Annotated in this window: 12 protein-coding genes and 1 pseudogene; 8 read left to right on the forward strand and 5 right to left on the reverse strand. The window is 68.0% G+C overall.

What is annotated here, in order from left to right:
- Position 1 precedes the first annotated feature (1 nt).
- The 3 genes from ABD369_RS35590 to ABD369_RS41345 all read left to right on the forward strand — a co-directional run bounded on the left by ABD369_RS35590 (position 2) and on the right by ABD369_RS41345 (position 1941).
- Positions 2 to 1117: an SRPBCC family protein gene (locus ABD369_RS35590; RefSeq protein WP_344640780.1), complete on the forward strand. Its 1116-nt coding sequence runs from the start codon at positions 2 to 4 to the stop codon at positions 1115 to 1117.
- Between the two features lie 264 nt (positions 1118 to 1381).
- Positions 1382 to 1555 (forward strand): CsbD family protein, encoded by a 174-nt coding sequence (locus ABD369_RS35595; protein WP_344640781.1) that lies wholly within the window; start codon positions 1382 to 1384, stop codon positions 1553 to 1555.
- Positions 1556 to 1599: 44 nt separating this feature from the next.
- Positions 1600 to 1941 carry an LLM class flavin-dependent oxidoreductase gene (locus ABD369_RS41345; RefSeq protein WP_425557850.1) on the forward strand — a complete coding sequence of 114 codons (342 nt, stop codon included), beginning with the start codon at positions 1600 to 1602 and terminating at the stop codon, positions 1939 to 1941.
- Positions 1942 to 2116: 175 nt separating this feature from the next.
- Here the strand turns inward: ABD369_RS41345 and ABD369_RS35605 are convergent, their stop codons facing one another.
- Positions 2117 to 2512: an STAS domain-containing protein gene (locus ABD369_RS35605; protein WP_344640782.1), complete on the reverse strand. Its 396-nt coding sequence runs from the start codon at positions 2510 to 2512 to the stop codon at positions 2117 to 2119.
- Between the two features lie 187 nt (positions 2513 to 2699).
- Positions 2700 to 2822, reverse strand: coding sequence for a hypothetical protein (locus ABD369_RS35610; RefSeq protein WP_344640783.1), 123 nt, complete (start codon positions 2820 to 2822; stop codon positions 2700 to 2702).
- 90 nt (positions 2823 to 2912) lie between these two features.
- Here ABD369_RS35610 and ABD369_RS35615 point away from each other — a divergent pair, with 90 nt between their 5' ends.
- The 3 genes from ABD369_RS35615 (at position 2913) to ABD369_RS35625 (ending at position 4897) form a co-directional block, all read left to right on the forward strand.
- Entirely contained in the window at positions 2913 to 3206 is a 294-nt protein-coding gene (locus ABD369_RS35615; RefSeq protein ID WP_344640784.1) for a helix-turn-helix transcriptional regulator, read from the forward strand.
- A 177-nt stretch (positions 3207 to 3383) separates the two neighbouring features.
- A complete protein-coding gene (locus ABD369_RS35620) occupies positions 3384 to 3932 on the forward strand; it encodes a GNAT family N-acetyltransferase (RefSeq protein WP_344640785.1) in 549 nt (182 codons plus the stop codon).
- Positions 3933 to 4324: 392 nt separating this feature from the next.
- Positions 4325 to 4897: a GNAT family N-acetyltransferase gene (locus tag ABD369_RS35625; protein ID WP_344640786.1), complete on the forward strand. Its 573-nt coding sequence runs from the start codon at positions 4325 to 4327 to the stop codon at positions 4895 to 4897.
- Between the two features lie 264 nt (positions 4898 to 5161).
- Here the strand turns inward: ABD369_RS35625 and ABD369_RS35630 are convergent, their stop codons facing one another.
- The gene (locus ABD369_RS35630) at positions 5162 to 5911 is read right to left on the reverse strand and encodes a dienelactone hydrolase family protein (RefSeq protein WP_344640787.1); all 750 of its coding nucleotides are present in this window, start codon (positions 5909 to 5911) and stop codon (positions 5162 to 5164) included.
- A 472-nt stretch (positions 5912 to 6383) separates the two neighbouring features.
- Between ABD369_RS35630 and ABD369_RS35635 the strand changes: the two genes are divergently transcribed.
- The gene (locus ABD369_RS35635) at positions 6384 to 7256 is read left to right on the forward strand and encodes an MBL fold metallo-hydrolase (protein WP_344640788.1); all 873 of its coding nucleotides are present in this window, start codon (positions 6384 to 6386) and stop codon (positions 7254 to 7256) included.
- A 548-nt stretch (positions 7257 to 7804) separates the two neighbouring features.
- Positions 7805 to 8080, forward strand: coding sequence for an isoamylase early set domain-containing protein (locus ABD369_RS35640; RefSeq protein WP_344640789.1), 276 nt, complete (start codon positions 7805 to 7807; stop codon positions 8078 to 8080).
- Positions 8081 to 8152: 72 nt separating this feature from the next.
- Here the strand turns inward: ABD369_RS35640 and ABD369_RS35645 are convergent, their stop codons facing one another.
- Both ABD369_RS35645 and ABD369_RS41350 read right to left on the reverse strand, forming a co-directional pair.
- A complete protein-coding gene (locus tag ABD369_RS35645) occupies positions 8153 to 9856 on the reverse strand; it encodes an NAD-dependent malic enzyme (RefSeq protein ID WP_344640791.1) in 1704 nt (567 codons plus the stop codon).
- 27 nt (positions 9857 to 9883) lie between these two features.
- Positions 9884 to 9967, reverse strand: a pseudogene (locus ABD369_RS41350) (DUF6841 family protein); the annotation flags it as partial.
- Positions 9968 to 10352: the final 385 nt, after the last annotated feature.

Genomic DNA, 10352 nt, shown 5'->3' on the forward strand with positions numbered 1-10352 from the left:
CATGCCCAGGACGCAACAGGAGCCTCCTCCCTCGCTCCCGAACATCGACCGGCTCGGCGAAGAAGTCGTCAACTACCTCGGTGCCCAGCTGGAGCACCTGGTCGACAAGGCGGGAGACAAGATCGCCGACGTTACCGATCACCTCACGGATATCGCCGCGAACGGAGGCGTGCTGCCCAAGGTGGGCCTCCGCGTCCTACAGGGCGACTCACCGGTCAAGGCTTTCCTCGGCGAAAAGGCGAAGAGCATCAAGGACAGCGTCATTGACAAGGTCAAGGAGACGTTCGGTAGGGGCAAGGCCGGCCGTAAGGCCGGCAAAAAGGTCATGAACATCGTGGAGGCCCTCGACATCGGTGTGCCTGTACGGGCCGCGTACAACCACTGGACCCAGTACGAGGACTTCAGCGGCTTCACCAAGGGCGTACGCAGCGTCTCCCCGGTCGACGAGGTGTCCACCAACTGGAAGGTGAAGGTCGGACCCTCAACCCGGGGCTGGAAAGCAACGGTTCAGGAACAGGTCCCGGACGAACGCATCGTCTGGACTTCTGAAGGCGCCAAAGGCACCACTCGCGGAGCCGTGAGCTTCCACGAACTGACGCCGACCCTGACCCGCGTAGTCCTCGTGGTGGAGTACTACCCCTCAGGGTTCTTCGAGAAGACCGGCAACATCTGGCGGGCCCAGGGCCGTCGGCTGCGCCTTGATTTCAAGAATTTCCAACGGCACGTCTCCCTCGCCACCGACGAGGCCGAGGGCTGGCGCGGTGAGATCCGCGACGGCGAGGTCGTTCGTACCCACGAAGAAGCCATGGAAGAGGAAGCCTGGGACAGCCGGCCTACGGGCGAGTACGACGAGGAAGAACCCGAGGACGAGTACGGCGACGAAGAGGAGAGCGGCGAGGACAGGTACGACGAGGAAGAACCCGAGGACGAGTACGGCGACGGAGAGGAGAGCGGCGAGGACAGGTACGACGAGGAAGAACCCGAGGACGAGTACGGCGACGAAGAGGAGAGCGGCGAGGACAGGTACGACGAGGAAGAACCGGAAGACGAGTACGGCGACGGAGAGGAGAGCGGCGAGGACGAGTCCGGCGAAGACGAGGAGGACCGTGTGGGCTGAGCTCTCCCCGTCACTGCCAGTGGCGCCCCACATGATGGCGGAGCGGATCCCCGTGCCGCGCACGGAAGAACCGATCCTCATCGACGTCGAAGGCTCAGCGGGACCAGCCTGGCGGTGCCACGACTCGGTTAAGGCTCGATGCCTCCCTGCCAACCGATCAGGACCGACAGCCGCTTTCTGCTATTCAGAAACGATTTTTCCATAAGTAGGTTAGCTACACGAAAAACGGGCAAGCGAGAGACTGGCTCCACAAAGGAGGACAACATGAGCACAGGAAAGAAGATCAAGCACGCCGCCGAAACGGCCAAGGGCAAAGTCAAGGAAGCGGCTGGCAAGTCGGTGGGCAACGAGAGTCTCGTCGCCAAGGGCAAGGGTGAGCAAATCAAAGGCGATGTAGAGCAGGCCGGCCAGAAGATGAAGGACGCCCTGAAGCATTAGCCAACACCAGCAGGACCGGATCCGGCAGACTCACAATCGGACTGATGGCGGCCGATGGTACTGATGGTACTCGGCCGCCATCAGCGTCGGGGCGCCTGGTACATCGTGTCAACCAATTGATAAATCCCTGGCTGGATTTACCGGGCCACTCGCCCAAAGCCTGGGCAATTCTGGTTGCGGCGGCCCAGGCGACCAGGCAGATACCTCTGATGCCGTATATGACCTGTCCGACCATGCGATACCACCCGACGGTGGTGGCCCAGCTGGCGGTCACCGTTCAGCTGCTGTCGCACGGCCGGCTCCCGCTCGGCTCGGACAGCGGAGAGGACCTCAACGAGCAGGGGATACGCGTGATCGCGGTCCTGGTGTGGGCAGACGCTGGCTGAACAGCCGGGCCAGCATGAGGCGGCATGTGTCGGTAGGCACGCCCCGGCACGCCGCCGTCCCCGGCCGGCCTCGCCCAGGGCACTCTCCACAGCTGGTCGTTCCACACCTACGCCGCGAGGCTCGGCGTGGTGTCGGCCAACCCGTCCGACGCGCTCCATCCGGACCGGGACGACCCTACCCGGAGGAACTGGCGGCCGGGTGCGGAGCGCCCGACGTTGAAGGCGCGCGGTGGCGCAGGGCCTCGGTCAAGGTCGGGCGCACCTGGAACACGGCATCGGTCTGGGTGATCTTCAGCACCCGTTGCGCCTGCGGGCTGGGTGCGGCAAGGACGAGAGGCACTCCCAGGGCGAGTGCGGCGCTGCGGGTGGTGAGCAGCGCGTTGAGGGCATTGGTGGTGAACAGGTCGACGGCGTGCAGGTCGATCGCGAGGACTGCGGGGTGCTGGGCGAGGGCCTGGCTCAGCTCGTGGCGCAGGTGCTCTTCGTTGTCCATGTGGACGTAGCCTGCGAGGGAGCAGACCAGGGCGTCGTCGATGCGGGTGGTGGACGTCTTCAGGTCCGGGCTGGGCATGGTGTGCGCCTTCCGGTCGACCCGACGGGAGATGCCCTGCGGCGGAGGGTCGGCGTCGCTGCGGCGGGGCGTCGTCCGGGGGCGTGGTTCAGGCGTGAGGCCCACCGAGTGGCGGGCACTGCGGGGTGGTCACGGCTTTCCTCACCCTGTACTGCGGTCAGGTGGTGCCGGAGCAGCGATCGGCTGGTCATCCCAGCGAAAGGAAGGCAGTGAGGACTTTCAGGTTGTCGCGGGTGAGGATGTCCACGGTGACCTCTTCGCGCGGTGGCCAGGGATCACGGTTCGCGAGGCGATCCTGCTTGCCCTTCAACCATTCGCCCACAATCGATACATGTCAACGGTTACGCGGATTGTTTTTCGTGCTTACGCCTTCGTGAATCGGTGGTCGTAAGCTGGAGCCATGGAGGAACGCTCCTCGACGGCGCGGCGGTGGACCTTCTTGACGAACCACGCCCGCGTGCTGGTGCAGATTGCCCGCGATCCCGGGATCAGGGTGCGTGACATCGCGGCGCGCTGCCTGCTGACCGAGCGGGCCGTCCAACGGATCATCGTCGACCTCGAAGAGGCCGGCTACCTGACTCATGAACGCGACGGCCGCAGCAACCACTACCACGTCCTGGCCGCCCAGCAACTACGCCATCCGGCGGACGCCGGCCCCAATCTCGCCGAACTCCTGGCCGTTCTCCTGCAGTGAGATCACCTGGACCGTCGGGCCTCATCGCGCTCGCGGTGTTCGTCCTCAGGCTCGTCGGCTTCGTGGCGGGCCACTTGGAACCTTTCGACGGACTGGCCGGAGGCCGAAGCCGCCCTGTACCCGCACCGAGCGGAAATGAGATGCCCGACGACGCGGAGGCCTGCCAAGCTGCGTTGCATGGACGTTCATCTCGAGCCTTGGTCGGAATCGGCTCTCGGCCTCCTACGGCGGATCAACACCCCACGGATGCGCCACCACGTCGGCGGTCCCGAGTCGGAGGAGGAGCTACTCGCCCGGCACCGCCGCTACCTCGCCATGCCGGAAACCGGGCGCGGCTGCATGTTCGCCGTCCTGCTCGGCGACGAGATGGTCGGCAGCATCGCCTACCACCAGCGAGACTGGCAGGAAGAGCGGATCTACGAAACCGGCTGGAACGTCCTACCGCCCTACCAGGGCCGCGGTATAGCTGCCGCAGCCGGTACCGCCCTGATCGCCGTCGTGCGTGAGGCCGCAGGCCAACCCGACAGGCCCCGCCACCTGCACGCCTTCCCTTCGGTCGAGAACGCCCCTTCGAACGCTCTCTGCAATCGCCTCGGCTTCACCCTCCTCGGCGCCTGCGACTTCGAATACCCGGTGGGTAGCGGCACTCTGATGCACAGCAATGACTGGCGCCTCGACCTGGCCGACTCCGCCCCGCCGAGCCGGGGCCATGGAGAAACCCGGTGACCCGCCGCCCCACCGGGCAGAGCATCAAGGTCGAGAGGTCAAAGAACACGCTCAGGTGAGACGAGCGGTCCGGTTCCGGCTCGCGAGGCCGTTCTTACGGATAGCGAAGATCGCCAGCCGCTCATGGGCGTTGCCGTCGACCATGTCGAACTTCCGCTCCGTCTTCCCGTTGGAAGCACCCTTCCCGGTGAGGTCGGCCGCCTGGTGCCGGCGTTCGCGTGGAAGTGAAAGTACCCAGTTCGGTCCACGACCACGTACCCAGGGAACTGTACGTCGCGGAACCGGGGCCATCCGGTACTCAGCCGACCCTCGAGACGGGCGCCATTACCGATGGGGCTGCGGAGTTCGAAATCACGTTGCCGACGGCAGCGGCCGCATACGATCCTCCTGGCATGGACCTTCCACAGCAGGTGATCGAGCTGGACGACCTGACGCTGCGCCGCTTCAACGGCGAGGCAGACCTTCCGGAACTCTTCCGGGTCATCGAAGAGTCGTTGGAGCACCTGCGCCCGTGGATGGCATGGGTCGGTGAGCACAGCCTGGCCAAGACCGCCGACTTCCTGGCCCGCCGCGCGGAGGGCTGGGCGAGTGGTGAGGAGTTCACCTACGCGATCGTGCTGAACGGCGCGATCGTCGGCGCCTGCCAGCTCTTCCGGCGTGACGACACCCCGGACAACGGCCGCGAGATCGGCTACTGGCTTCACCCCGCCGCCACCGGCCGGGGAGTGGCCACCCGGGCCGTGCGCGCTCTGATCGCGCAAGCCTTCCGCCTCCCTGACGTCGACTACGTCGAGGTCGTCCATGACCCGGCCAACCGTGCCAGCGGCGCCGTCCCGGCCCGCCTCGGCTTCAGCGAACGCCTGCGCCGCCCCGCCGAGCGTCTCGCTCCGGCCGAATCCGGCGAGGACCAGATCTGGCGGCTGACCCGCCACCAGGCGGACAACCCGGCCGCTGAGGGCCGTTGAGACCAGCTGCAGCGCGGAACAGCGGTTCTCTGGAGCAGAGGCGTGGCGCGAGGCGAGTCGGGACGGCTTTGTGCAGCTCAGCGTCAGTGCGGCCGGACATTACCGTGTGCAACAGGTGCGGTGCTGTCGCTGGATCGGGTGAGCCGACAAGAGGCTCTCCGATGGCTCCCGAGTCGGTGAGGGCGGGCTGCGCCCTCACCGACTTCGAACCACCCCTGGGACTCCGGAGCCGTGTACCTCAGGTTCGGTTTCCGGGCCGGAGCCTCAGCTGTTGGCCAGGGTGCGGTCGAGGAGGGGGAGCAGACGGTCCCAGTGGCGCTGCAGTGCGGAGGGGTTGAAGGCGTCGGTGTCGGACATGGTGTAGCCGTGGATGGTGCCGGGGTAGATCTCGGTGGTGTAGCCGACGCCTGCGGCGTCCAGGGCCCTGTTGAGCTCGCTGATGGATTTGGCCGACATGTCGCCTTCAGCGAGGCCGAGGTGGACTCGCGCGGTGAGCGTGGAGACGAGGCGGTGTGGGCTGTCGGGCGCGTCGGTGACCAAGAAGCCTGGGTGGAATCCGGCGACGGCGGCCACCTGGTCGGGGTGGGCCGCCGCGGTGCGCATCGCCAAGGCGGCGCCTATGCAGTAGCCGATCACGGCGACCGGTCCGGCGCTGACCTCGGGCTGGGTGGTGAGGAACCTGAGGTAGGCGTCGGCATCGCGCAGGACCCGTTCGGTGGTGTGCGCCTCGATCAAGGGCATCAACCGGGCGATGACCGCGGGTCGGATCGCTTCTCCGATGTGCTCGGGAAGTTCGATCACCGGCGCTGGGCCGTGCCGGTAGTAGAGGTTGGGGACGAGCACGTAGTACCCGTGCTCGGCCAGTTCGCGGGCCCTTTCCTCCAGCTCGGTCCGCACGCCGAAGGCGTCCGTGTACAGCAGCACCCCCGGGTGCCGCTCGCCACGGTCGGGGAAGGCGGCGAAAGCGTCGGCCCGGCCGTCCGCGGTGGGGATCGGCAGCGTCTTGGTGGGCATGAATTCTCCTGTCGTGGTTGACGTGTCGAGCCTGTGATCAACACGACGGAGGCGGGGCCCGCGCAGCAGCGCCGGATCCTCGATCGAACAGCGGGCCCACACCGGCCCGTACGGCACTCAGAGGAGCACCGGGTCACCAATCCGTGTGTGGCGCAATGCCGTCCCGGTAGTCATGCCGCACAACATAGCCCACCCGACAAAGCCGATGCCATCACCCCGGTCCACAGCGCTGTTTCGCGAGAACGATCTCGGCCAACGCCTCGGATCCTGAACCCGGTCGACGCGCTCTCTGGCGGCTTCCGGTGGACCGTCATTCGCAGACCGCTCAACGCGAGCCCCGGCCAGAGCAGCACTCCCGCCGAACTACAAGATCCAAACCCCCTTCCACTTTCCCCCTGGCTCGGGCTACTTCTGGAGTACGAGGCCCGTCGGGCCCGTCACCGACCCACTCCAAAATCCCGGGGGCACCGCCATGGGCGACGACTGGTACGTGAACGACCGATGCACCAACTGCGATGCGGCGCGGCAGCTCGCGCCCGGACTGATCAAGGAGGTCGACGGGCGTTCCGAGATGGTGCGCCAGCCGCGTGACGCCGCCGACCTCGCCCGACTGAACGCCGCCGCATTCGCCTGTCACACCCGCTCGATCCGCCGGCGCTCCGGCCCGCTCAACGGCGAGGTGGACCCGTTCCCGCTGGCACTCGACGAGAACGTGCTGCTCTGCGGCCACAACTCCCGGCACACCGCCGCCGCCAACTCCTATCTCCTCCGACGGCCGTTCGGCACCCTGATGATGGTCGACACGCCTCGCTGGTCGGGCGAACTCGCCTCCCGTTATGAGGCGTTGGGGCGGGTGACCGACGTTCTCCTCACCCACCGGGACCATGCTGCGCACGGGGGCCAGTACGCGGACCGGTTCGGTGCCCGACTGTGGATCCACGAGGGCGACCTGGCCGCCGCGCCCGACGCCGACCGCGTGCTGCGCGGCACCGGGCCCGCCGAGATCGCCGACGGCGTGATCGCCTACCCGCTCCCGGGCCACACCGAGGGCAGCGTCCTCTACGTCGCCGACGAGCGGTACTGCTTCAGCGGCGACAGCATCTACTGGTCGCGCACCAAGGCCGCGCTGGCCGTCGCGGAGCACGTCACCTGGTACTCCATCGAGGCGTTGGCCGCCTCCCTGGCCAGCACCGCGCCCCTGCTGCGCTTCGAGTGGGTGCTGCCGGGGCACGGCGACCGCAAGCACCTGGCGCCCGAGGAGATGGCCGAGCAGCTGCGTGCGCTGACCGCTCGCACACGTCGACTGCAGCCGCAAACAATCGATTTCACGGCACATCAGTGGTGAGCTGCAGGGGTCTGATGGCCCCACGAACAACTGCAGCGCGAGCTCCCCCGGCCCGCTACAACCGTCGGTGCTCACCGGCCGGAGGAACACTCCCGGACGACGCCCCACGACCACCTCCAAGATCGGAGGTCGGAGCGGCCGAGACCACCTGCCGCTTCGCCGAGCCCCTGCTCGCACCCGCGGACACCCGGCGGCTGTGGCCCGCCCCGGCACCATCCCGACGAGGAGAAACCCATGGCAGTGCTTGGCAAGTTGCTGAAGAACCGACGAGCGGACCAAGCGGGCCTCGCCTGGAATTCACCGAACCTGGCCGGCGAGAACACGCTGGCAGCAGGTCAGCTGGACGAATAGCGAGGACCGGCAGCACGCCGTGCGCTACGACCGGCTGCTCCTGGCAGGGCAGGGCACCACGACATCGCCAGAGCTGTGCGCCGGGCGGGGTAATGCCCCGCGCGGGTGGCGTATCGCCAAGTGCTGGCCGGCGGACGGCGGGGTGATGATCGGCGCAGGCGTATCTGCCGATCCCATTTCTCAAGGAGCCCAAGACGATGCTGGAACGCACCAAGTCCGGAAAGACCATCGACGTCACGTTCGTCCTGCCTGCTCACCACCCCGCTGGCGAGACCAGCGTGGTCGGCGACTTCAACCGGTGGACGCCCGGCAGGCACCCGCTTCGGCCCCGCCCGGACGGCACACGAGCCGTCACGGTGACCCTGCCGCGTCATGAGCACATCTCGTTCCGCTACCTCGCGCACGGCGACTACTGGTTCGACGACGAGGGCGCAGACGGCCACGACGGACAGAACAGCCTGCTGCACACCTGACGGCGGGCCACGCTGGGCGGCGGCGGCGCGCCGCCCAGCGTGGCCGCCCCGCACGGAGGCCGGTTTCCGCGGTCAGATCGCCTGTACGGGTCGGTAGTTCGGCTGCCACATGGCTGCGCGGACCTGATTCTCGATTTCGTCGCCGATGGTGGCGCGAGCTACCCCGTCGTGGGCGGCGCTGCGGGCGACTGCCGTGGCCACGGCGGCTGAGGTCTCCCTCAGCTGCCGGGTGGGTGGTAGGAGCGGCGCACCGGGGTCGGTCGGGTCGACCTGTGCGGCGACCGCGTGGGCCGCGGCGGTGAGCATGCCGTCGGTGATGCGGGTGGCTCGGGCCACGATGGCGCCCAGGCTGAGACCGGGGAAGATCAGCGCGTTGTTGGCCTGTCCGATCTGGTGGGTGGTGCCATCGTGACTCACTGGTGCGAAGGGACTGCCGGTGGCTACCAGGGCGCGGCCGTCGGTCCAGGCGAGCAGATCGGCGGGCGTTGCCTCGGCGAGCGGTGTGGGGTTGGACATGGGCAGGATGATCGGACGTCGGGCGGATGCGGCCATCTCGCGGACGACGGGACCGGTGAAGGCGCTGCCTTGGCCGGAGGTGCCGATGAGAATGGTCGGTTCGACCCGGTGCACGACCTCCGCCAGTGCGATGCCGCCGACTTTCGGGTCGCGCGCCCAGTCGGCCACCTCGTCCGCGGTGCGCGCGTAGGGGGCCTGGAAGTCCCGCATGCCAGTCGTGTCGTCGGTGAGCAGGCCGTGCCGGGCGAGGCACCAGATCCGACGGGTGGCCTCGCCCGGGGTCAGGCCGTCGGTGATGAGCGCGTCGCGCAGTTGGTCGGCGATGCCGACACCCGCCGTGCCCGCGCCGAAGATCACCACCCGGTGCTCCCGCAGCGACGTGCCGCTCGCCCGCACGCCGGAGAGCACCGCCGCCAGGTTCACCGCGCCCGTGCCCTGGACGTCGTCGTTGAAGGTGAGCATCTTGTCGCGGTAGCGCGCCAGGATGCGCCGCGCGTTGTCCGGCCCGAAGTCCTCCCAGTGCAGCAGGGCGCTGGGGAAGAGCCGGGTCGCGGTGTCCACGTAGGTCTGGACGAAGGCGTCGTAGGTCTCCCGGTCGACCCTGGGGTGGCGGTTGCCGAGGTAGAGCGGGTCGTCCAGCAGTTCCTTGCGGTTGGTGCCCACGTCGAGCACGACGGGGAGGGTGCGGGCCGGATCAATGCCGCCCGCGGCGGTGTACACGGCGAGCTTGCCCACCGAGATGTTGATGCCGCCCACCCCCCAGTCGCCGATGCCCAGGATCGCTTCGCCGTCGGTGGCGACGATCAGGTCGACCTCGTCCGGTCCCAGTCCGGTGGCCCGCAGCGAGCGTTCGGCGTCCTCGGGCGCGTCGACCGACAGGTAGACCCCGCGGGGTTTCCGGTACTGGGAGCTGTAGCGCTCGATCGCGGTGCCGACGGTCGGGGTGTAGACGATCGGCAGCATCTCGTCCAGGTGCTCGCTGACCAGCCGGTAGAACAGCACCTCGTTGCGGTCGTGTAAGGCGGTCAGGTTGACGTGCTTGGCCAAGTCGTCGGGCTGTGCCCGGAATTGCGCGTAGGCGCGGGAGGACTGTTGCTCGATCGTGAGCACCTGCGGCGGGAGGAGGCCGACGAGGTCGAGCGCCTGCCGTTCGTCCCGGGTGAAGGCGGTGCCCTTGTTCAGCCGGGGATCGGCCAGCACGGCCCGGCCCCTGGCCGCCGTGTCCCAGCGCTGATGACGGGCATTCCACCGGGTCGGCATCGGATTCATGACTGTCTCCCGAGCGGTCTCGGAGTGAACGGCGATACGCTCGATTTCACCGTGATCCGAACGACGACGGGACCAGATCACCTCGGTCGCTGCTCCGGCATTGTGGTAGCTCGTTCAGCCCGGCACGGCCGTACAGGAACGGCACCAGTCAGCGCACTCGAGAGCGGCACTCTGGTAGTCGCCGAGAATCGCGACCTTCACAGCGGCCATGCTATGGCGCACCTGATGGTGGGGCGAGTCGAGCGACGGCAACGCTCGACCGGCTCCCGGCCGATTGGCGTGACCGTCCGCCTCGTCGGGGGCCGGGTCCCGAGTCGTCCGGCCAGACCTCGGTCGGCGTGCGGCCGGCGGCGGGGTACGCGCGGAACCGGCCGGGCAGGCGATGGTCAAAGCAGCATCGCCTCGAACTGGAACTCGGGCGCGGTCAGTGGTTGTTCGGACCAGATGACCTTGCCGCGAGCCGTGTACCTGGTCCCCCACCGCTCGG

It is taken from the genome of Kitasatospora cystarginea (assembly GCF_039533515.1).
Lineage (GTDB): Bacteria > Actinomycetota > Actinomycetes > Streptomycetales > Streptomycetaceae > Kitasatospora > Kitasatospora cystarginea.

Excerpts from the sequence above, each read along its gene's own strand:
- ABD369_RS35635 (WP_344640788.1), top strand. The coding sequence starts at position 6,384 with ATGGGCGACGACTGGTACGTGAACGACCGATGCACCAACTGCGATGCG.
- ABD369_RS35645 (WP_344640791.1), bottom strand. The coding sequence starts at position 9,856 with ATGCCGACCCGGTGGAATGCCCGTCATCAGCGCTGGGACACGGCGGCC.
- ABD369_RS35630 (WP_344640787.1), bottom strand. The coding sequence starts at position 5,911 with ATGCCCACCAAGACGCTGCCGATCCCCACCGCGGACGGCCGGGCCGAC.
- ABD369_RS35640 (WP_344640789.1), top strand. The coding sequence starts at position 7,805 with ATGCTGGAACGCACCAAGTCCGGAAAGACCATCGACGTCACGTTCGTC.
- ABD369_RS41345 (WP_425557850.1), top strand. The coding sequence starts at position 1,600 with ATGGCGGCCGATGGTACTGATGGTACTCGGCCGCCATCAGCGTCGGGG.
- ABD369_RS35595 (WP_344640781.1), top strand. The coding sequence starts at position 1,382 with ATGAGCACAGGAAAGAAGATCAAGCACGCCGCCGAAACGGCCAAGGGC.
- ABD369_RS35590 (WP_344640780.1), top strand. The coding sequence starts at position 2 with ATGCCCAGGACGCAACAGGAGCCTCCTCCCTCGCTCCCGAACATCGAC.
- ABD369_RS35620 (WP_344640785.1), top strand. The coding sequence starts at position 3,384 with ATGGACGTTCATCTCGAGCCTTGGTCGGAATCGGCTCTCGGCCTCCTA.
- ABD369_RS35625 (WP_344640786.1), top strand. The coding sequence starts at position 4,325 with ATGGACCTTCCACAGCAGGTGATCGAGCTGGACGACCTGACGCTGCGC.
- ABD369_RS35605 (WP_344640782.1), bottom strand. The coding sequence starts at position 2,512 with ATGCCCAGCCCGGACCTGAAGACGTCCACCACCCGCATCGACGACGCC.
- ABD369_RS35615 (WP_344640784.1), top strand. The coding sequence starts at position 2,913 with ATGGAGGAACGCTCCTCGACGGCGCGGCGGTGGACCTTCTTGACGAAC.